Origin of the sequence: Lentzea sp. NBRC 102530 (assembly GCF_030269365.1) — a bacterium.
In the GTDB taxonomy this organism is placed as follows: Bacteria; Actinomycetota; Actinomycetes; order Mycobacteriales; family Pseudonocardiaceae; genus Lentzea.
The window spans coordinates 308,854-328,157 of record NZ_BSTF01000001.1 but is presented as its reverse complement, the minus strand read 5'-3'; the positions used below and the strand labels follow the sequence as shown (position 1 = coordinate 328,157).

Here is a 19,304-nt window from a genome sequence, read left to right as displayed (position 1 = left end):
GACCGACGCCGGGTGCTGGGTGCCGGGTCGGGCGGACCGTTGTTCACCCGCGCCGCCGCGGTGGTGACGGACGTGGCGCACCGCCGTCGCACGCGGCGATCGTCGCGCGCGAACTCGGGATCCCGGCGGGACGGTGCGGAAGGTGAGCTGAGGTTGCCCGGAATCAGTTGTTGCCCGGAATCAGTTGTTGCCCAGATCAGTTGTTGCCCAGATCAGTTGTTGCCCAGATCAGTTGTGCACCGGCACGCCGCGCATCGAGACGAGCTGCCGCCGCATGCGTTCGCGCACCAGGTCGATCACCTCGGTCACCGTGTCGCCCTCGGCGTACGCCTGCACCTCGACCCACTTCAGGTCGAGCCGCGCGTGCGCGTGGATCACGGACTTGTCCGAGGTCAGGTTGACCCACGCGAAGTCGACGCGGTCCGGCGCGTACCGCTCCAGAGATCCGATCCGCGCGGACGCGTAGTCCCTGGCCTGCTCGGGGATGGCCTCCGCGAGCGAGACCTGGATGTAGTCCATCGACACCTGCCTCCTCAGAGGACGCGCGGCAGCGCCGCGCGGCCAGTTCGACGATACGAATTCGATCGCAACGCCGAACCAGGCGTTGGTCCCGACACAGCAGGGTCTTTCTACTGAGGAGATGGTGCTGCCAGGGGACCTGGTGATTTCACTGGGATCAAGTCTTCGGCACCAAAGAGGAAACTCGCTCGTCGAGCTGTTCCTCGGTGGGTGAACCGATCAGGAGTTCGACCGAGCCGTCGACGCTCACGAACGCGAACGTCGGCTGCGCCGTGACGCCGAACCGCTTCCACACGGAGCCGTCGAGGTCGGCGAGGTGCGGGAAGCTGCTCATCCGGTGGTCGGCCACGAACTTCTTCATCGCGTCGAGCTGGTCCTCGGCCGCGACGCCGACGAACTGGACCTCGTCGTGCCGTTTGGCGAGCGCCTCGACGGTCTCGGCCTCGGCGTTGCAGGACGGGCACCACGGCGTCCAGAACCACAGCACGGCGGGCTGTCCGACGAGCTTGTCGCCGCGGAACTCCGCGCCGTCCACCGTCTTCGCGGTGAACTGGAACTTCTCCGGCGGCGGCGTCTTCTCCGCGCAACCGGCGAGCAGCAGGATCCCTAGCAGCACTCCGAGGATGCGCATTCGGCTCCTCACCTCCCGTCAGGACGTACGGCCCTGCGCCTCCTCCGGTTCAGCCACCACGCACCGACGACGACCAACACCACCACGAACGGCCACGGCCCCAGCGCCGACACGATCTGCACGAGCGTCGACTGGACCCGCCCCGCGCCCCGCACGACCGGGTCGATGGCGCTGCCACCGGCCAGGAACAGCCGTAGCTCGTAGACGCCGTAGTAGGTCACGTAGGCGCCGACGACTACGAGAACCACACCGCCGATGCGACCGACGTGTGGCAGTAGGTGACGCACGTGCGGTGCGAGCGCGGAACCCGTCACGGCCAGCACGGTGACCACGAGCCCCATACCCAGTGCATAGGCCAGAAACGCGAACACGCCCGTTTGCAGCGATGCGCCCACCACGGCGAGGAACGGGCCGATCGCGCACGAGAGAGAGGCGATGGCGAACGCGATGCCGTAGCCGTACATGGACCACAGGCTGCGCGGCGCGGCGGACAGCTTGGGCAGCCGGACGTAGAGGTCCTTGCCCAGCAGCAGGAGCACGCCGACGACGAGCATCACGAGCCCGATCACGACCGTCACGAACGGCAGGTGGCGCTTCAGCGTCGCGGCCACTGGGCTGACCAGAATTCCGAATGCGCCGAAGAAAGTGACGAATCCGGCCGCCATCGTCAAACCGGACATAAAGGCACGTGCGGGTGAGTCCCGGGCCACCAGCGCCAAATAGGCGGGCAGCATCGCGAAACCGCACGGGTTGACCGTGGCCACCATTCCCGCGAGAACCGCTAGCGCGAGCTCGTTCACGCGGCAGAGGTTAGGGTGGGGACGTGCCGATCGAACAGTGGCTCGAAGCCATTCCACCTCTGCTCGTGTACGTCATCGTCGGCCTGGTGATCGGCTTCGAGTCGCTCGGCATCCCGTTGCCCGGCGAGATCGTGCTGGTCACGGCCTCGTTGCTGGCGTCACAGCACGACGAGCTGAGCCCGCTGTGGATCGGCGTGTGGGCGAGCGCGGGCGCCATCATCGGCGACAACTTCGGGTACCTCATCGGACGCAAGGGCGGGCCGCGCCTGTTCGCCTGGATGGGACGCAAATTCCCCAAGCACTTCGGGGAAACGCAGCTCGACCACGCCCGCCGGGTGTTCCAGAAACGGGGCGCGTGGGCCGTGTTCTTCGGCCGGTTTGTGGCTCTGCTGCGCATTCTCGCCGGGCCGCTGGCCGGGTCGATGCACATGCCGTACGGCAAGTTCCTGGCGGCCAACGCGGCGGGCGGCATCGTCTGGGCGGGCGGCACGGCGGCGGCCGTCTACTACCTGGGCGTCGTCGCCGAGAAGTGGCTGAAGGGCTTTTCCTACGCGGGTCTCGCGATCGCGGTGGTGCTCGGTGTGGCCGGCGTGTTCATCGTGAAGAAGCGCCTCGCCAAGGCCGCAGAGAAGGCCGAGAACGCCGAAAAGGCGGAAGAGGTCACGCCCGCGTAGTCCAGGCGGCGATCTGGGCGCGCGACCGCACGCCCAGCACCGTCTTGAGGTCGCGCACGTCCGCCTCCACGGTCCGCAACGACACGTGCAGGTCGTCCGCGATCTGCTTGTTCGTCAGGCCTTCCGCGACCATGGCCGCGACGCGCAGCAGCCGTTCGTCGCGCCACGACAGCGCGGTCTCCTCCGGTTCGGCCTGCGGGCTCGGCGGCGCCACGGACACGCCCGGCAACGCGAACTGCCGCACCGACTCGAGCATCGCGGGGCCGGGTTCCAGCAACGAGCGCGCCTGGAGACGCTCCGCGAGGTCGGCGTCGATGGTCCCGGGCACGAGCGCGAACTGGTGCAGCGCCACCTTCTCCTCGTCCGTGAGCAGCTGGTAGGCCCGGTCGAACGCCGCGTGCAGCGACCGGTGGTGCGCCGGGGCGTCGCGCGGGGCGTGCGTGAGGACGGCGAACCTGTCGTCGAGCCGGCCCGCGATCTCCTCCAGCGTCAGCACCCGCACCAGCCTGGCCGCGAGTTCGAGCGCCAGCGGCAACCGGTCGAGCTGCTCGCACACGAAGTCCAGCAGCGCGGACTTCGCGTCGAACTCGCTGTCGAGCGCCGTCGCCCGGTCGCTGAACAGCCGCTTCGACTCGTGCCGGCTCAACGGCTTCAGCCGGTACTGCTGCTCCCCCGCCACGGCCAGCGGCGAATGACTCGTGGCCAGCACCCGCAACGACGGGTGCCGCGCGATCAAGGCCGCGCAGTCGCCGGCCACGCCTTCGCAGCCGTCGAGCACCAGCAACGCCGGTTCGGCGGTGAGCAGGTCCGGCACCCGGCTCACGTCCGCGAGTTCGACGAACAGCACGTTCTGCCGGTGCGCGACCACCTCGTGCACGAGCCGGGACTTGCCGACGCCCGGCGGTCCCGTCACGGTGACGATCCTGGTGCGCGCCAACAGTTTCGTGAGATCCGCGACCTCGGCGGCACGGCCGATGAACGAGTCGAGCCGCAACGACGTGGGCACGACGTCGCGCGCACGGCGTCGATAGGCGCGCTGACGGCAGGCGCCCGAGCAGTACTTGCCGGGAGCGGTCAGCGCCGTTCCGCATTCGTCGCAGGTCATCGCGCCCTCGCCGTCCTGGCCGCGAGCTGGGTCCGCGACGTGAGTCCCAGCCGCGACAGCATCTGGGTCACGTGCGACCGCACGGTTCCCGCCGAGATCCCCAGCCGGGTCGCGATCTCGGTGTTGGTCAGCCCGTCCGCGACGAGGTCCGCGATCTCGCGCTGCCGCACGGTCAGCGGTTCGTCCTGGCGTCCCGCGTGCACGAACGCCATGAGCCCGGCGTGGTCGAGCCGTTCGCCCAGCTGCCGGGCCTGCAACGCCCGGCGCGGACCGGCCGACTCCACGGCGAGTTCCCGCGCGTCCGCCACCATCTGGTTCCACGGTTCTTCCTGCCGTGAACCACGTTTCCTGCGGGCGACGTCGGCGGCGGTCAGCAGCACGACCGCGCGGTCCGCGTCACCGCGACGAGCCGCCACGACACCAAGTCCTTCCAGCACACCGGCTTCGGACGCGGCGGCGGGCGCGCCCACGCGCAACGCGATCTGGAAGTGGTGCTCGGCCTGGTCGACGTCACCGGACGCCAGCGCGATCACCCCGGCGGTGTGCCGCGACGCCATCAGGTGAAAGGTGTCGAGGACACCGAACGACAGCGATTCCAGCGTCGCCGCGAGCGCGCCCGGCAGGTCGTTCAGGCGCATCAACAGCCACGCGTGATTGTTGAGGAACGTCATCAACAAAGCAGGATGGTTCATCGCGCGTGCGGCCGCCACCGAGCGTTCGTTGGCCACGCGCGCACCGGGGAGATCGGAGTTCACACCCCGTGCGTAGCCCAGCGCGTTCCACGCACGGGCGTCCCACGAGGGTTCGCTGGTCGCCGGATGCGCGACCAACGCCTCGGCGAACCGCAACGCCGTCACTTCGTTGCCCGTGCGGCCCGCGAGCCAGGCCGCGCGGAAGAGCAGCAACTCGGCGTGCGACGTCAACGGCCCGTGCGCCAGCGTGTCGCACGCCAGGCGCATCGCCTCGCTGTACGAACCCTGGACGTACCAGACGTGCACGAGTCCCGCGACGAGCCAGGTGTACCGCGGATCGGTGCGGGGGACGCGGCCGATCACGTGCAGCAACTGGTGTTCCTGGCTCACCAGCCACGCGTTCATCTCGCTCGTGACGACGGGCGCGGCCCCGACGGCCTGGATCGTCTCGGTCAGGTGCGTGACGAGCCGGTCGAACGCCGGTGCCGCCTCGCCGTGCTCCTCGAGCCGCTCGGCGCCGAACAGGCGGATCGACTCCAGCACCCGGAACCGGGCGCTCGACGACGACGGCGACCGCACCACCAAAGACTTGGCGCGCAACGATCCCACCACCGCCACGGCGTCCGCGGGCAGCCCGCACACGGCCGCCGCCAGCCCCAGGTCGAAGTCGCCGATCAACGCCGACAGCGCGCGCAACGCCGCCTGCTCGGCCGGGGTGAGCAGGTCGTAGCTCCACCTGATCACCGCGTCGAGCGTGCGGTGCCGCTCGGGCACGTCGGTGCGCGCCGCCGCGAGTTCGATCGCCAACGGCAGGTGGTCGCGCACGGAGTCGGCGAGTTCCGGCGCGCCTCCGCACTCCACGAACAGCTGCCGGGCGTCCGCGGGCGTGAGCGGTCCGAGTTCGACGCACATCTCGCCCGCGAGGTCGAGGGGTTCCCGGCTCGTCACCAGCACGCGCAGCCGTGGGCACCTGGCCAGCAACTCCGCGACAGCGGCGGCGGCCTCGTCGATGAGGTGCTCGCAGTTGTCCAGCACCAACACGCGATGGTCGGCCAACGCGCGCACGACCGTCGCGTGCAACGACGAATCCGGTTCCTCCCACACGTTCAACGCGAACGCGATCACGTGCCACAGCAGGTCCGGCCGGTGCACGGGCTCCAGCTCGACCACGGCGTCACCGAGCCGCAGTTCGGCCGCCAGCCGCGACTTGCCCGCCCCGCCCGGCCCGGTGATCGTCACCAGCCGGTGCTTGCGCAGGAGCCGGCGCACGGTCGTCAACTCCCGTTCCCGCCCCACCAGGCGGGCCCGCGAGTGCGCCGACGACCACATGCGCGCGATTCTAGAAGCGAATGCAGAAAGAAGAAATGTCGCTCAACAATTGCGATACTGCTACCGAAACCGCCGTGAACTGCGCCAATACCATCGGCGGCGGTCCGGAACCGGTCACCGGCTGAGACGCTCGCTGCTCACACTCCGTCGATCGGGCGTCGAATCCCGGTCCGCTTCCCGATCTGCGTCCGGCGGACCGGGAAGCCGCACAAGCCGACGAGTCCACGCGCGAAGCCCCCGTATCGAACGCGAACTCCCACAGCATCCAACGCCTTCGCACACCCCTGCCCGAATCTTCGCAGTTGTACGAACCTGAGAAGTATTCGCTTACCTGACTGATCTATCAGACACACCTTGTGGTGCCGTGATTACGCGCGGTATGGTCTAGACCTTCAATCGCCGCCGCGATGTAACGGGAGTACGCACACATCAAGGCAAAGGAAGTCACATGAAGATTGGACGCAAGGTGACGGCCGCCATGGCCGGCGTTCTCGCTGCACCGCTGATCGTCGTGGCACTCCCCAGCGGCACGGCGTTCGCTCACGGGTACGTGAACTCCCCGCCCAGCCGCCAGGCCCAGTGCGCCGCGAAGACCGTCTCGTGCGGCAACATCCAGTACGAACCGCAGTCGGTCGAGGGCCCGAAGGGCCTGCAGAGCTGCCACGCCAACCTGTCGCAGTTCTCCGAGCTGAGCAACGACAACAAGGGCTGGCGGGTCACGAACACCGGCCGTTCGGTGACGTTCAACTGGACGTTCACCGCGCGCCACCGCACGCGTGACTACGACTACTTCGTCGACGGCCGCAAGGTCGCGACGTTCAGCGGCAACAACCAGCAGCCGCCGGCCACCGTGCAGCACACCGTCAACGTCGGCTCGCCCGGCCGCCACAAGGTCCTGGCCGTGTGGAACATCGGCGACACCGCGATGGCGTTCTACTCCTGCATCGACATCAACGCGAGCTGATCACTCCCGCGTGAGGTCCCCTTCCTCTCACGCGACCCCCGCAGGGCCTCGGTCGCCGGAATGCGCGCACTCCGGCGACCTTGGCCCGCGTGCTCGACACTGCGGAAGAGGGCAGCCCTGTCATGCCCTCATCTCCGGTCGGCTTGCGCTCCCCGCTCGACTCACGTCTCCGCTCGACTCACGTCTCCGCTCGACTTGAGCACTCCGCTCGGCTTGGCACTCCGGTCGATTTGAGCACTCCGCTCGACTCGCGCACTCCGCTCGACTCGCGCACCCCGCTCGACTCGCGCACCCCGCTCGACTTGCGCCACCGATCGACTTGCGCCACCGATCGCTCGGTGACCGCGGGCCGCCCTTGTGGCCACCGACGTCCACGAGGGCGGGCTCACCGCCCGCCCGAGGCCCTCTCCCGCACGATCTCGTCGACGTCGAACGGCATCAGCGTCAACGGCGGACCGGACAACGGCTTCCGCAGCGCGTCGAGGATCCGGGCGTTCACCTCACCGATGATCGCGCGTGCCTCGGCCTCGGTCGCGGCCGCCAGCGCACGGGCCTTGGCCGTCTCCGCCTCCTTGCGCAGCACCAGAGAAGGAGGCAGGCCCGAGGCGCCCTCTTCCTCGCGCACCTTCTTCTTGATCCACCAGTCCTCTTCGAGCGGCCCGCCCGCGCCCGGCAGCGGTTTGCCGGCGCTCGGCAGGTCGTCGAACTCGCCCCGCTCCTGCGCCTCGCGGATCTGCCTGTCGATCCACGACTCGAAGTCCATTCCGGGTGGTTTCCGTTGTGTCATGGGGAGAACCTCCTGACCGCGCTGTCGATCGCCTCCCGGAACGCCGGGCTGCCCTTGTGGCCGCTGTCGTCCACGAGGGTCAGGTCGGCGTCCGGCCACGCCTGGGCCAACGCGTACGCCGTGTCGGCGGGGCAGCTCATGTCACGCCGGCCGTGGATGATCGCGGCCGGGATGCCGGCGAGCTTGCCCGCACCGCCCAGCAGGTCTGCCACGAAGCCGGCGTTCGCGTAGTAGTGCGCGATGATCCGGACCAGCGCGATCACGTCGTCGGACGGGCGGCCGGAGAACACGGCGGGCTCGCCGAAGTTCTCCAGCGACAGCACCGTGTCCTCCCACCGGCACCACTCGGCCGCGGCGGCCTCCCGCACCGCACGATCGGGGTTCTCCATCAGGTCCGCGTACGCCCGCACCACGTCGGGGGCGTCGCCGGCGTGGGCGCTGAACCTGGCCCACGCCTCCGGGAAGAACCGCGAGACGCCCCGGTAGAGCCAGTCGATCTCGCGCTGGGAGGACAACGTGAGCGCGATGAGGATCAGCTCCGAGACGCGCTCGGGGTGCCGTTGCGCGTAGGCGACGGCCAGCGTCGAGCCCCAGGAACCGCCGTACAGCAACCACTTCTCGATGCCCAGGTGCTCGCGGAGCCGTTCCATGTCCGCGATCAGGTGGTCCGTCGTGTTGACGCCCATGTCCACGGCCGGATCGCTCGCGTGCGGGGTGCTCTGCCCGCAGCCGCGCTGGTGGAAGATCACGATGCGGAACTTCCCGGCGTCCAGCGACTTCCTGGCGCCCTTCGACGGCGAGCCGGGGCCGCCGTGCAGGAACACGGCGGGCTTGCCGCCGGGGTTGCCGACGGTCTCCCAGTAGACGTGGTTGCCGTCGCCGACGTCGAGCAGGCCGTGGTCGTAGGGCTCCATGAAACCGAGCCTACCGAGCGGCACCGACAAGATCCTCCACGTCGCCTTCGCGCCTCAAGAGGCCGGTTCCCACTCGACACCTCTTGCGCGCGAGGCGGCAAGCGCCCACAACGCCACCAGGACCCCGGCACCGCCCGCGCACACGAGCAGCAGCTGCGGCCCCAGCACGTCGATCAGCAGACCGCCGGCGAGGTACGAAACCGCCGCCGCCACCCCGATCCCGCCGTAGAAGTTGCCGAACACCCTGCCCGTCCGATCGGCGGGCACGAGCCGCTGGACCAACGTGCTGTGCGCGACGTCCATCGCCGCGATCCCCAGTCCCCGCACGGCCTGCAGCGCGAACGCCGCCGCGACTCCCCACGCCAGCCCGGTGAACAGGTTGCCGGCACTGCTGATCACGAACCCGGTCACCAGCAACGCGACCATGCTCAACCGCGCCGATCCCCGCGCCAGCAAGGCGTACCCGAGCAGCAGGCCGACGCCGACCGCGCCGAGCACCACCCCGGCCACGCTCTCCGACGAGGAGAACACGCCCATCGTCAGCTGCAGCACCGCGACGTCGTCGATGGCCGTGCACGCGACCACACCGCAGAACCCGACGAAGACGATCCGCAACGCCCGGTTGCGCCAGATCTCGCTCAGCCCGGCCTTCGCGTCGGAGAACACGGTCTCCCCCGGTTCGGCGGACACCACGAGCTTCGGCAGGCGCAGCAACAACAACGCGGACAACCCGAACGAAGCCGCGTCCACCAGCAACACACCGCGAACGCCCAGCAACGGCAACAGCAGCGCCGCGAGGAACGGCCCGATGACGTCCGCACTGGTGGAACCCAGCCCCAGCGCGGTGTTCGCCTGCGGGAGGTCCTTCTCGGCCACCAGAGCAGGCACGGCCGCGCGCGACGCGGGGAGGAAGACCTGCCCGATCACCGCCCGCACCCCGACCAGCACCAGCAGCACCGGCAACGGCGGCAACGTGAACGCGATGACCGCCAGCAGCACCGCCTGCGCCACCTCGCACACGATCATGACGGTCCGCCGGTCGAACCGGTCGCTGATCACCCCGGTCAGCGGGCTGAGCAACGACGGCGCGAAGTCGCCCACGAGCAGCAGCGCTGCCACCGCGATGGCCTTCCCCAGCGCGGACTGCACGTGCAGCATCAGCGTGACCAGGCTGAGCGCGTCCCCCACAACGGAAACGACCCGTGCGGTGCTGAGCACGCGCAACGGGCCGTTCTCCTTCAAAAGCGTCAGCACACGGCTACTTTGCCAACACCTGGTCCAGCTGGTCAGCCAATTTGTTCATGATCCCGGCGTAGGAGGAGTAGCTCAGCGGCGCGACCGCGTTCCACTCGACGAACCGGCCGGCCTGCACGGCGGGCAGGCCCTGGAAGACCGGGTGGCCCTCCTTCATCTGCTCCGGGTTCAGCACGTGCTGGCGGGTGTCCCACATGATCACGTGCTCTTTGTACGTGCCGGAGTTCTCCCACGACAGCGACTGGAAGTAGCCGCCGCCCTCGGTGTCGGGCTTCTCCGGCGTGAGCAGCGGCAGGCCCAGCTCCTTGACGTACCAGTCGAGGTCGGGGTTGCGGGCGGGCACGGCGACGTAGAAGAGTTTCGGATCCGCGCCGATGACCTGGATCTTCTGCTTCGCGTCCGTCATCTTCCTGCCGATGGCCTTCAGGCGGTCGGCGGCCTTGGTGAACGCCTCCTCGTCGGCCTTCACCTTCGCCGAGTCGACGTCCGCACCGAGCGACTTCGCGAGGTCCTTGAAGCGCTTGATCCCGTCCGGGAGCTGGATCTTCGACTGGCCGATGCCGACGGTCGGGGCGACCTTGGTGACCTTCTCCTCGAACTCGGCCGTGAGGTGCCAGAGCCCGGTGACCTCGGGGTAGTAGCCCGCGACGACCAGGTCGGCGTTCAGCGCGGCGAACTTCTCGAAGTCGATCTCACCGTAGCCGGGGCCGGTGACGTCGGTGACCTGGCTCGGGTCGATGCTGCCGGCCTCCGGGTCGGTCGAGCCGTCCGCGCGCTTGAGGGGACCGAAGGTGCCCACGACGTTGATGCCGTAGTCCTTCAGCGCGCCCGCGGCGGACACCTGCGCGACGACGCGCTCCGGGCGCTTCTCCGCGGTGACCTCCTTGCCGCGGTCGTCCTTGAACGACCACTGGCCACCCGCTTGCTCCGTGGGAGCGTTTCCACCGCACCCGGCCACTAGGCCGAGCAGCAGAACCGCGGCGACTGTCCTGCGCAATCTGTCCACCTCCTGAGTTTAGGCTTGCCTAACTTAACAGGCGAATCCGCGCTATCGGACAGTGCGGTAGATTGATCACCGTGCGAAACCGACCGACGACACGGCGTGGCCGATTCGTGGTCTTCGCACTCCTGTTGCTCGCGGTGTTCGCGCTGCACCCGGCGTGCCCGCCGGAGCCCGCGCACCACGGCGCGCTCGTGCCCGGTATCTCCGGCGAACTGTGCCACCACGGCGACACCCACCAGGCCTCCCCCAGCGCGCCGGCCCAGGCCGCCGCCCAGGTCGGCGCGCCGTCGTTCACGGCGCCGGAGGCGGACCCCGTCGAACGCCCCGCCGCGAGACCGCGCTCGTGCCCCGTCACGGACCACGTCAGCTCAGGGCGTTCGCTGCTGCTCGACCTCGGAATCTCCCGGACGTAGGCCGGGCCCCTGCCCCCTACGCCCTTTCCGCACACCATTTCCGAGGGATTCCCATGTCTGTCCCCGTGCTGGACCGGAGCACGCCCGTGCTCTGGATCGACGAGCTCTCCCGCACCACCCCCACCGGTTTCTGGGCGAAGCTGGAGAGCGCCAACCCCGGCGGTGGGATGAAGGACCGCGCCGCCCTGCACATGATCAGGTGCGCACTGGAACGCGGTGACCTCACGCCGGGTGGTCACGTCGTCGAATCGACCAGCGGCACGCTCGGGCTCGGCCTCGCGCTCGCCGGCATCGTGCACGGCATCCCGGTCACGCTGGTCACCGATCCCGGCCTGGAACCGATCATCCAGCGGATGCTGCGCGCGTACGGCGCCACCGTCGAGGTGGTCGACCGTCCACATCCGACCGGGGGCTGGCAGGAGGCCCGCCGTCAGCGGGTCGCGGCGTTGCTCGCCGAACTCCCCGGCGCGTACTGCCCCGACCAGTACAACAACCCCGACAACGTGGCGGGTTACGCGCCGCTCGCCCACGAACTGGCCGAGCAACTCGGGCACGTCGACGTGCTGGTGTGCGCGGTCGGCACCGGCGGGCACAGCGCGGGCGTGTCGTCGGTGCTGCGGCAGCACTTCCCGGCGTTGCGCCTGGTCGGCGTCGACACGATCGGCTCGACGATCTTCGGCCAGCCCGCCAGGACCCGGCTGATGCGCGGGCTCGGGTCGAGCATCTTCCCGCGCAACGTCGACTACCCGGCGTTCGCCGAGGTGCACTGGGTCAACCCCGGCGAGGCCGTGTGGGCGTGCCGGACGCTCGCCGCGCGGCACTACGCGAGCGGTGGCTGGAGCGTCGGCGCGGTGGCGCTGGTGGCGTCCTGGGTGGCACGCACGTCGCCGCCGGGAACGCGGATCGCCGCGGTGTTCCCGGACGGGCCGCAGCGCTACTTCGACACGGTGTTCAACGACGAGTACTGCGCCGCGAACGGGGTGCTGGACGTCGTTCCGGGAGCCGATCCGCTGGTGGTCGAGACGCCGGGTGAGCGTGAGGTGCTGTCGTGGACGCGCTGTGCCTCCATTGTGGACCCGATGGCGGTGACGGCGTGATCGCCAGGTTCCGCTCGTTCGACCGCAGCGTGCAGTTGTTGCTGCTCAACCAGTTCAGCATCAACGTCGGCTTCTACATGCTGATGCCGTACCTCGCCGCGCACCTGTCCGTCACGCTCGCGCTCGCCGGGTGGGCCGTCGGCCTGGTCCTGGGGGTGCGGAACTTCGCGCAGCAGGGCATGTTCCTGATCGGCGGGACCCTGGCCGATCGCCTGGGGTACAAGCCCTTGATCGTGGCGGGCTGTGCGTTGCGCACGGGCGGGTTCGCGCTGCTCGGGCTCGTGGACGGCGTGCCGGCGCTGGTGATCGCGTCCGCCGCGACGGGGTTCGCCGGGGCGTTGTTCAACCCGGCAGTGCGCGCGTACGTGGCGGCCGACGCCGGGCCGCGGCGGGTGGAGGCGTTCGCGTTGTTCAACGTCTTCTACCAGACCGGCATCCTGGTGGGGCCGCTCGTCGGGCTCGCGCTGACCGCGGTGGACTTCCGGCTGACGTGCCTGGTGGCGGCCCTGGTGTTCCTCGCGCTGACGGTGTTGCAGTGGCGGTCGCTGCCCGCCCGCGCGGGATCGCCGTCGGGTGACTCGGTGCTCGCGGACTGGCGGAGCGTGTTCTCCACCAGGCGGTTCGTGCTGTTCGCACTCGCGATGACCGGCTCTTACGTGCTGTCGTTCCAGGTCTACCTGGCGTTGCCGCTGGCCTCGGGGTCGGCGGTGCTCACGGCCGTGCTGTTCGCGGTGTCGGGCGTGCTGGCGGTCGCCGGCCAGCTGCGGGTCACGGCATGGGCGCGGGCGCGGCTCGGGCCCGACCGGGCGCTGGCGGCCGGGATGGCGGTGCTGGGACTGGCCTTCCTGCCCGCCGGGTTCGGCCCGGCAGGGCTCGTGCTGTGCGCCGCCCTGCTCGCGGTGGGGACGATGGTGGTGTTCCCGTTCGAAATGGACAAGATCGTCTCGCTGTCCGGTGATCGGCTCGTGGCGACGCATTACGGGCTCTACAACACCGTCGTGGGCGTTGGGATCCTGCTCGGCAACCTGCTGACCGGGATCGGGTTCGACGCCGCCCGGCGCGCGGGTGTGCCGTGGGCGCCGTGGCTCGTCCTCGTCGCCGTAGGACTCGGGTGTGCGTGGGCGCTGAAGATCTTGGCGGCACGTGTCGATTCGGAGCTCGCCCCTTCGACGTCCGAGTAGAGGCAGGTTCCGGATCGGAGGGTCGCCATGATCGCCACGCTCATCGCAACACTGGTCGAGGAGGACCACGCGGAGGACGACGGCGTCCTGGCGCCCGACGACCGGCTGACCTGCCACGTGCACGGGAGGTGGATCCACCAGTGCGTGTCGTCGCCCGTGCACGTCAACCCGGTCACGCGGCACCGGTGGTGCCGTGGCTGCGACTCCCCGCTGGGCGTCGTGGTCGACGAGCTCGGGGGTGACGTCGCGATGCGCTGCCCCCGCTGTGGGTGCGGGGGCAGCGCCGCCACGGCCCGGCTGATCGCCGCGTGCCGTGCCTCGATCGAGGCACATCGTGCCGCCTGATCGGGTGAGCACGACCGTTTTGCACCGTTTGAGTGGGTTAGGTTGCTCTGCGTGTCCATTTCCGCACGCATCGCAACCGTTCTGGCCGCCGCCGCGGGAGTCGCGCTCGTGACCGCGTCGCCCGTGCTCGCCGACGAGCTCGTGGACGTCGAGGTCGACGCTCCCCTCGTCGTGCTGGAGGGACCGCTCGTCCAGTTCGACTGAACCCACTCACCCGTCAGGCCGTACGCCTCCTCAGAAGCCGATCCCGACTTTTGAGGAGGCCGCGTGCCCGGCCGTGCCGCAAGGACCACCGCCCTGGCCGCCGTGATCGCCGCGACGGTGGTGTCGATGCCCTCGGCTCACGCGCAACCCGCCGAAGACGCGCTGAAGGTCTACAACGACCTCACCCGCGAGGCGGAGAAGCTCAGCCAGGACCACCTGAAAGCGCAGGGCGACCTGCAACAGGCGAACGCGATCGTCGCCGCCGCGACCGAGGCCGAGAAGAAGGCGCTCGCGGACTCCGAGCAGTTCCGCGGCCAGGTCGACGTGCTGACCGAGGCGTCGTTCGAGGGCGCGCGGTTCAACAACATCTCCGCGCTGCTCACGTCGACGTCCCAGCAGGACTTCCTGGAGCGGATGCAGGCGATGAACATCATCGCGGCCGACCAGAACGAGGCCGTCGCCCGGCTCGACGCGGCGCTGACCACGGCCCAGAAGGCGCGCACGGACGCGACGACCGCCGCCGGCGCCGCCGAGAAGTTCGCCGCGGACGTGGCGACCCGCAAGACCGCGATGGACGCGCAGGTGTCGACCGCGCGCACGAAGTACCAGTCGTTGACGCGACCGCAGCAGCAGACGCTGGCGAGCACCGGTCCGAAGGTGACGGTGAGCGCCCCGGCCGGCGCGGCGGGCGCGGCGCTGAACTTCGCGCTGGCGCAGCAGGGCGAGCCGTACGTGTTCGGCGCGAACGGTCCGGACTCGTGGGACTGCTCGTCGCTGATGCAGAAGGCCTACGCCTCGGCGGGCGTGTCGATCCCCCGCGTCACCTACGACCAGGCGAAGGTGGGCCGCGCCGTGGGTCGCGGCGAGGTCGCGCCGGGCGATCTCGTCATCTACTACTCAGGTCAGTCGCACGTCGCGATGGTCGTGGACGGCACCCGCGCGGTCCACGCGTCGACCGAGGGCGTGCCGGTGAAGGTGGCGAACATCGACTCCATCGGCCCCATTTCGGTGATTCGCCGGGTGGTCGGGTGACGCTTCTCTCCTACCCCGCGATAAAGCGACGTAGACGACTGTGAGAGCGTGCGGGCCAGCAAGGTGCCGGTCCCCGGTGCTGGACGAAGGCAAGGTCATTCCGTAACCTGTCCGAGACCTTCGGCCCAGCAGTTAACCCGCTTGGGGCACACGCCAAGGTTGTCGCCTTACGCGGAGTAGTTCTCGCGGGGCGGCCGCCAGGAAAAAGGAGGACCCGCGACGTGGTGTCGCAACCCTCACGCCGCATCGTGCGTGGAGCTCTTGTAGCGACGGCAGCAGTCGTCGCGGCAGCACTCCCGACGGCGCCGGCCACCGCTCAGCCCAACGCCGCGGACGCGCTCAAGAAGTACAACGAGCTGCAGGAGCAGGCGTCCAAGCTCAACCAGGACCACCTCAAGGCCCAGGACGACCTGAAGGCCAAGCAGGGCGAACTGGACAAGGCCAAGGGTGACCTGGCCACCGCGCAGCAGGCGGAAGAGGCGCTGCGCGGACAGGTCGACCTCCTCACCGAGGCCACCAACTCGGGCGCGAACTTCAGCCAGATCTCCGCGCTGCTGGTGAGCGACTCGCAGCAGGACTTCCTCAACCGCATGTCGGCCATCAACATCCTCGCGGCCGACAACGCCGAGGCGCTGCAGAAGCTCACCGACGCCGTCAACGCCGCCGATTCGGCGACGAAGACCGCGAACGAGGCCACCGAGGCGTCGAAGAAGATCGTCGCCGAGATGGACCAGAAGAAGGCGGAGCTCGACAAGCAGCTCGCCGACGCCAAGAAGGTCTACGACGGTTTCAGCGCGGCCACCCGCAACCAGCTCGCGGCCGCCGGTGACATGTCGAACATCTCGGTGCCCGCGGGTGCCGCGGGTCAGGCGCTGTCGTTCGCGCTCGCGCAGCGCGGCAAGCCCTACGTGTACGGCTCGAACGGCCCCAACTCGTGGGACTGCTCGTCGCTGATCCAGGCCGCGTACCGCTCGGCGGGCGTGTCCATCGGCCGCACCAGCTACGCCCAGGCGGCCGCCGGTCGTTCGGTCAGCCGCAGCCAGGTCCAGGCCGGCGACATCATCGTGTACTACTCCAGCCAGTCGCACGTGGCGATGGCGGTCGACGGCATCCGCGCCGTGCACGCGTCCACCGAGGGCGTGCCGGTGAAGATCGCCGACATCGACTCGATCGGCCCGATCTCGGTCATCCGCCGCATCGAGGGCTGATTTCGTCTCCGTCGAACGCCTCCTGCCTTCGGGCAGGGGGCGTTCTTCGTTTTTCACCCCCTCGGGTGCACGTTCCGCCGTGGGCGAGCGGTGTGCTCCGGCCTTCACTAGGTTCCGCTTCGGGCGCCGCCGTTTCGGGCGGTCGTCATCGTTCGAAGTGGAGCTTTTTGTGGACACCTTGCAAGCCGGGCAGGAACTCACCCGCGGCCAGCAGCTGACCAGCGCCAACGGCTACCAGCTGACCCTGCAGTCCGACGGGAACCTGGTGCTGTCGGAGAACACCGGCACGGTGTGGGCCAGCGGCACCGACGGCAAGGGCGCCGTGCGCGCGTCGTTCCAGGACGACGGCAACTTCGTCCTCTACACCGACGACAACAACGCCGTCTGGTCCACCGGCACCCAGGGCAACTCCGGCTCGCACCTCGTCCTGCAGAACGACCGCAACCTGGTCGTCGTCGGCGGCGACGGCAGCCCGAAGTGGGCCACGAACACCAACACCGACTCGCCGCAGGCCACCCCGGAGGCCCCGCAAGCCCCGGCCCCGGTCGTCGAAGAGGCCCCGGCCGCTCCGGCCGCGCCCGCCGTGCAGACCTACGAGGTCCAGGGCGGCGACTCGCTGTGGGCGATCGCCGAGCGCTTCTACGGCGACGGCAACCGCTACATGGAGATCGCGAACGCCAACGGCATCGCGAACCCCGACCTCATCCAGCCCGGTCAGGTGCTGACCATCCCCTGATCGCAGGGCTTCGTGAACGACACGGGCCGGGCCTCCTCAGTCGAGGAGGCCCGGCCCGTGTCGTGTGCCCAGGTCAGGTGGGCAGGTCCTGGCGCGCGATCGCGAAGGCCGGGTTGCCCTCGTCGTCCTGGCGCACGTCGAGGACCTTGTCGTCCAGGTACTGCGCCGCGGCGGGCTCCATGATGACCTTGGCCCCGGCGTCGGCGGTCACCACCTGATCACCGTCGACGGCCTCGCTGAGCGACAGCTCCAGGGCGGCCTGGCTGTCCTGCTCGGCGGCGAGTGCGAACCGCAGGCCGACATCGTCGTTGGCGGCGGCTGACTGTGACGTGAGCTCGTTGATGACCTCGGCGGCCATCGGCGTCACTTCGAGCATGTCGGCCCCTTCATCAGGAAACAGAAACTCGTCAGGGGTGCCCGCCCCGGCAGGCTTCAACCACCGCTCACCGAATTCGCGCGGCGCCCGGCCGCGCGCGGCGCGAGGCACAGGAAGGTGTTCGTGCAGCTCAGCGGCGGTACATCGGCGCCGGAAGGATCGGCTGCGGCCCGTTCAAGATCGCGACAAAAGTGACGACCGGCACGGCGCTCGCGGACGCGACGGGTGGCGCGGCAGGCGGCAGGCGGCACGGCACTCACGGACGCGACGGGCGGCACGGCAAGCGGCACGGCACTCACAGACACAACGGGCGGCACGGCGGGCTGCGTGCGGCACGGCATGAGCGAACACAGCAAGCGACGGGCGAGTGCCGTAAGCCGGCGCGACGAGACGCGGACCTGCCCCACACGACTCGCTTGCCCTCGCCCGCAGCACGGGCGCCTCACGTCACCAGGTGCGCGACATCCCACGCTGTATCCCACGCTGCGACGCGCGGGCGCCTCACGCCACCCGGTGCGCCTGCCGCGACACCTCGTTCCGCACGTGCCCACAGGCCGAACACACCCGCTGCACCGGGATCAGGTCCGCCACCAGCCGCCACGAGTCGGCGAACGACGGCACCTCCTGCCCCGGCACCAGCAGGCCGTCGAGCACCTCCTGCCGCCGGCGCCCCTTCTCCCGGCTGCGTTCCACCGGATCCCGCCGGTGCGCGAGCGCACGGGTCTCCGCCCTCGCCTGCCGGCCCTGCGCGGTCAGCCCGGCACCACGACGCGGCGCGTTCAGGGCGGCGTTGCGGCGGTTCACCCGGTACCACTGGCCCAGGGTGATGCCCTGCAGCGGTGGGTCGGCGAGGCTCGCGCCGTCCGCGGTCCAGGCGCGCAGGCGGGCGCGCAGGAACTCGTGCGCCACCTGGTCCCGGGAGCGGGGGCGGCCCTGGCGGGTGCCGTCCGGCCTCGTGTCGATCGCCACCAGGAGGGAGTCGACGTTCCAGCGCGCGAGGAACCACGGCTCCAGCACGCGGCGGATCCAGCGACGGTCGGCGTCCGGCCACGAGGCGCGGTCGCACAGGGACTCGACTGCCACGTCCACGTCTGAGTTGGTGGACGGCACCACGCGGCCTGGCCAGCGGCTGGGTTCGATCTGCATCGGGTACTGACCTCCTCTAGCTCGCACACGAACACCTGTTCGACATGCTGCCACGGGGGTCTGACAAAAAATGAACCTCCAGCCGCTGACCAGGCAGAACTCACCCGTTCAGCACAACGCCCCAGGTCACCCGGACGTCGCGCGCACAACCACGGACACCTCGCTAACCTGCGGAAATGAGCCACCACGAACCCCACGACGAGGTCACCGGCGATCGGATGAACTGGCTCCGCGCGGGCGTGCTGGGGGCCAACGACGGCATCGTGTCGACCGCCAGCCTCGTGGTGGGCGTGGCGGGAGCGACGACGGACCGCACGCAGATCCTGGTCGCGGGCCTCGCGGGCCTGTTCGCGGGCGCGATGTCGATGGCGAGCGGCGAGTACGTGTCCGTCAGCAGCCAGCGCGACGCCGAACGCGCCCTGCTCGCCCAGGAACGCCGGGAGCTGAGGGACACTCCCGACGAGGAACTCGAAGAGCTCAAGGAGATCTACGAGGGCAAGGGCCTGGACGAGCGGACGGCCGCGGAGGTCGCCAAGCAGCTCACGGAGCACGACGCGCTGTCCGCGCACGCCGAGGCCGAACTGCACATCGACCCGGACGAGCTGACGAACCCGTGGGGCGCGGCCATCGCGAGCTTCGTCGCGTTCACGATCGGCGCCCTCCTCCCCCTGGCCGCCGTCATGCTCACCCCGACCAGCCTGCGCGTGCCGGTCACGGTCGCCGCCGCGATCCTCACGCTCGCCCTGACCGGCTTCGTCAGCGCCCGGCTCAGCGGCGCGGACAGGAAGCGGGCGGTCGTGCGCAACATCGCGGGCGGGCTGATCGCCATGGGCGTCACCTACGCGATCGGTTCGCTGGTCGGGCAAAGCATCGGATAGCGCCGAATTGGGTACT

Annotated in this window: 22 protein-coding genes and 1 pseudogene; 12 read left to right on the top strand and 11 right to left on the bottom strand. The window is 69.8% G+C overall.

Annotation, left to right across the window (positions count from 1 at the left end; all coding sequences use genetic code 11):
* Positions 1-71 precede the first annotated feature (71 nt).
* Positions 72-146 (top strand): annotated as a pseudogene (locus tag QSK25_RS45335) (PEP-utilizing enzyme); the annotation flags it as partial.
* 82 nt (positions 147-228) lie between these two features.
* Here the strand turns inward: QSK25_RS45335 and QSK25_RS01600 are convergent.
* The 3 genes from QSK25_RS01600 to QSK25_RS01590 all read right to left on the bottom strand — a co-directional run bounded on the left by QSK25_RS01600 (position 229) and on the right by QSK25_RS01590 (position 1,950).
* Positions 229-519 carry an HPF/RaiA family ribosome-associated protein gene (locus QSK25_RS01600; protein ID WP_285631366.1) on the bottom strand — a complete coding sequence of 97 codons (291 nt, stop codon included), beginning with the start codon at positions 517-519 and terminating at the stop codon, positions 229-231.
* 157 nt (positions 520-676) lie between these two features.
* Positions 677-1,150, bottom strand: coding sequence for a redoxin domain-containing protein (locus QSK25_RS01595; protein WP_285631363.1), 474 nt, complete (start codon positions 1,148-1,150; stop codon positions 677-679).
* 8 nt (positions 1,151-1,158) lie between these two features.
* Positions 1,159-1,950, bottom strand: coding sequence for a cytochrome c biogenesis CcdA family protein (locus QSK25_RS01590; RefSeq protein ID WP_285631360.1), 792 nt, complete (start codon positions 1,948-1,950; stop codon positions 1,159-1,161).
* A 23-nt stretch (positions 1,951-1,973) separates the two neighbouring features.
* Between QSK25_RS01590 and QSK25_RS01585 the strand changes: the two genes are divergently transcribed.
* A complete protein-coding gene (locus tag QSK25_RS01585; RefSeq protein ID WP_285631357.1) occupies positions 1,974-2,624 on the top strand; it encodes a DedA family protein in 651 nt (216 codons plus the stop codon).
* Here the strand turns inward: QSK25_RS01585 and QSK25_RS01580 are convergent.
* Together QSK25_RS01580 and QSK25_RS01575 are read right to left on the bottom strand one after the other, a co-directional pair.
* On the bottom strand, positions 2,611-3,729 hold the full coding sequence (locus QSK25_RS01580; RefSeq protein ID WP_285631354.1) for a helix-turn-helix transcriptional regulator: 1,119 nt from the start codon (positions 3,727-3,729) through the stop codon (positions 2,611-2,613). The two genes, QSK25_RS01585 and QSK25_RS01580, sit on opposite strands and share 14 nt — an antisense overlap.
* A complete protein-coding gene (locus tag QSK25_RS01575; RefSeq protein WP_285631351.1) occupies positions 3,726-5,750 on the bottom strand; it encodes an ATP-binding protein in 2,025 nt (674 codons plus the stop codon). The genes QSK25_RS01580 and QSK25_RS01575 overlap by 4 nt, the downstream gene beginning before the upstream one ends.
* A 448-nt stretch (positions 5,751-6,198) precedes the next feature.
* Here QSK25_RS01575 and QSK25_RS01570 point away from each other — a divergent pair, with 448 nt between their 5' ends.
* The gene (locus QSK25_RS01570; RefSeq protein ID WP_285631348.1) at positions 6,199-6,714 is read left to right on the top strand and encodes a lytic polysaccharide monooxygenase auxiliary activity family 9 protein; all 516 of its coding nucleotides are present in this window, start codon (positions 6,199-6,201) and stop codon (positions 6,712-6,714) included.
* Between the two features lie 385 nt (positions 6,715-7,099).
* Here the strand turns inward: QSK25_RS01570 and QSK25_RS01565 are convergent, their stop codons facing one another.
* The 4 genes from QSK25_RS01565 to QSK25_RS01550 are packed head-to-tail and all read right to left on the bottom strand — an operon-like array spanning position 7,100 to position 10,666.
* Positions 7,100-7,501: a DnaJ family domain-containing protein gene (locus QSK25_RS01565; RefSeq protein WP_285631345.1), complete on the bottom strand. Its 402-nt coding sequence runs from the start codon at positions 7,499-7,501 to the stop codon at positions 7,100-7,102.
* Positions 7,498-8,415: a prolyl aminopeptidase gene (gene pip / locus QSK25_RS01560; protein ID WP_285631342.1), complete on the bottom strand. Its 918-nt coding sequence runs from the start codon at positions 8,413-8,415 to the stop codon at positions 7,498-7,500. The genes QSK25_RS01565 and pip overlap by 4 nt, the downstream gene beginning before the upstream one ends.
* A gap of 54 nt (positions 8,416-8,469) precedes the next feature.
* Positions 8,470-9,669 carry an MFS transporter gene (locus tag QSK25_RS01555; protein WP_285631338.1) on the bottom strand — a complete coding sequence of 400 codons (1,200 nt, stop codon included), beginning with the start codon at positions 9,667-9,669 and terminating at the stop codon, positions 8,470-8,472.
* 4 nt (positions 9,670-9,673) lie between these two features.
* Positions 9,674-10,666: an ABC transporter substrate-binding protein gene (locus QSK25_RS01550; RefSeq protein WP_285631335.1), complete on the bottom strand. Its 993-nt coding sequence runs from the start codon at positions 10,664-10,666 to the stop codon at positions 9,674-9,676.
* A gap of 116 nt (positions 10,667-10,782) precedes the next feature.
* Here QSK25_RS01550 and QSK25_RS01545 point away from each other — a divergent pair, with 116 nt between their 5' ends.
* The 8 genes from QSK25_RS01545 (at position 10,783) to QSK25_RS01510 (ending at position 16,888) form a co-directional block, all read left to right on the top strand.
* Positions 10,783-11,085 (top strand): hypothetical protein, encoded by a 303-nt coding sequence (locus tag QSK25_RS01545; RefSeq protein ID WP_285631332.1) that lies wholly within the window; start codon positions 10,783-10,785, stop codon positions 11,083-11,085.
* A 53-nt stretch (positions 11,086-11,138) separates the two neighbouring features.
* Positions 11,139-12,182: a PLP-dependent cysteine synthase family protein gene (locus tag QSK25_RS01540; RefSeq protein ID WP_285631329.1), complete on the top strand. Its 1,044-nt coding sequence runs from the start codon at positions 11,139-11,141 to the stop codon at positions 12,180-12,182.
* Positions 12,179-13,363, top strand: coding sequence for an MFS transporter (locus tag QSK25_RS01535; protein WP_285631326.1), 1,185 nt, complete (start codon positions 12,179-12,181; stop codon positions 13,361-13,363). Before QSK25_RS01540 ends, QSK25_RS01535 begins: the two co-directional genes overlap by 4 nt.
* A gap of 27 nt (positions 13,364-13,390) precedes the next feature.
* On the top strand, positions 13,391-13,708 hold the full coding sequence (locus tag QSK25_RS01530; protein WP_285631323.1) for a hypothetical protein: 318 nt from the start codon (positions 13,391-13,393) through the stop codon (positions 13,706-13,708).
* Positions 13,709-13,759: 51 nt separating this feature from the next.
* Positions 13,760-13,912 carry a hypothetical protein gene (locus tag QSK25_RS01525; protein ID WP_285631320.1) on the top strand — a complete coding sequence of 51 codons (153 nt, stop codon included), beginning with the start codon at positions 13,760-13,762 and terminating at the stop codon, positions 13,910-13,912.
* 63 nt (positions 13,913-13,975) lie between these two features.
* The gene (locus QSK25_RS01520; RefSeq protein WP_285631317.1) at positions 13,976-14,944 is read left to right on the top strand and encodes a C40 family peptidase; all 969 of its coding nucleotides are present in this window, start codon (positions 13,976-13,978) and stop codon (positions 14,942-14,944) included.
* 221 nt (positions 14,945-15,165) lie between these two features.
* Positions 15,166-16,152 carry a C40 family peptidase gene (locus QSK25_RS01515; protein WP_285631314.1) on the top strand — a complete coding sequence of 329 codons (987 nt, stop codon included), beginning with the start codon at positions 15,166-15,168 and terminating at the stop codon, positions 16,150-16,152.
* A 169-nt stretch (positions 16,153-16,321) separates the two neighbouring features.
* Positions 16,322-16,888 carry a LysM peptidoglycan-binding domain-containing protein gene (locus QSK25_RS01510; protein ID WP_285631311.1) on the top strand — a complete coding sequence of 189 codons (567 nt, stop codon included), beginning with the start codon at positions 16,322-16,324 and terminating at the stop codon, positions 16,886-16,888.
* Positions 16,889-16,961: 73 nt separating this feature from the next.
* Here QSK25_RS01510 and QSK25_RS01505 read toward each other — a convergent pair whose 3' ends face one another.
* Positions 16,962-17,264: an iron-sulfur cluster biosynthesis protein gene (locus tag QSK25_RS01505; protein WP_285631309.1), complete on the bottom strand. Its 303-nt coding sequence runs from the start codon at positions 17,262-17,264 to the stop codon at positions 16,962-16,964.
* A 501-nt stretch (positions 17,265-17,765) separates the two neighbouring features.
* Entirely contained in the window at positions 17,766-18,410 is a 645-nt protein-coding gene (locus QSK25_RS01500; RefSeq protein ID WP_285631306.1) for a hypothetical protein, read from the bottom strand.
* A gap of 176 nt (positions 18,411-18,586) precedes the next feature.
* Between QSK25_RS01500 and QSK25_RS01495 the strand changes: the two genes are divergently transcribed.
* Positions 18,587-19,288, top strand: coding sequence for a VIT1/CCC1 transporter family protein (locus tag QSK25_RS01495; RefSeq protein WP_285631303.1), 702 nt, complete (start codon positions 18,587-18,589; stop codon positions 19,286-19,288).
* Positions 19,289-19,304 lie beyond the last annotated feature (16 nt).

Excerpts from the sequence above, each read along its gene's own strand:
- QSK25_RS01565 (WP_285631345.1), bottom strand. The coding sequence starts at position 7,501 with ATGACACAACGGAAACCACCCGGAATGGACTTCGAGTCGTGGATCGAC.
- QSK25_RS01540 (WP_285631329.1), top strand. The coding sequence starts at position 11,139 with ATGTCTGTCCCCGTGCTGGACCGGAGCACGCCCGTGCTCTGGATCGAC.
- QSK25_RS01495 (WP_285631303.1), top strand. The coding sequence starts at position 18,587 with ATGAGCCACCACGAACCCCACGACGAGGTCACCGGCGATCGGATGAAC.
- QSK25_RS01570 (WP_285631348.1), top strand. The coding sequence starts at position 6,199 with ATGAAGATTGGACGCAAGGTGACGGCCGCCATGGCCGGCGTTCTCGCT.
- QSK25_RS01575 (WP_285631351.1), bottom strand. The coding sequence starts at position 5,750 with ATGTGGTCGTCGGCGCACTCGCGGGCCCGCCTGGTGGGGCGGGAACGG.
- QSK25_RS01595 (WP_285631363.1), bottom strand. The coding sequence starts at position 1,150 with ATGCGCATCCTCGGAGTGCTGCTAGGGATCCTGCTGCTCGCCGGTTGC.
- QSK25_RS01580 (WP_285631354.1), bottom strand. The coding sequence starts at position 3,729 with ATGACCTGCGACGAATGCGGAACGGCGCTGACCGCTCCCGGCAAGTAC.
- QSK25_RS01505 (WP_285631309.1), bottom strand. The coding sequence starts at position 17,264 with ATGCTCGAAGTGACGCCGATGGCCGCCGAGGTCATCAACGAGCTCACG.
- QSK25_RS01600 (WP_285631366.1), bottom strand. The coding sequence starts at position 519 with ATGGACTACATCCAGGTCTCGCTCGCGGAGGCCATCCCCGAGCAGGCC.
- QSK25_RS01500 (WP_285631306.1), bottom strand. The coding sequence starts at position 18,410 with ATGCAGATCGAACCCAGCCGCTGGCCAGGCCGCGTGGTGCCGTCCACC.
- pip (WP_285631342.1), bottom strand. The coding sequence starts at position 8,415 with ATGGAGCCCTACGACCACGGCCTGCTCGACGTCGGCGACGGCAACCAC.
- QSK25_RS01530 (WP_285631323.1), top strand. The coding sequence starts at position 13,391 with ATGATCGCCACGCTCATCGCAACACTGGTCGAGGAGGACCACGCGGAG.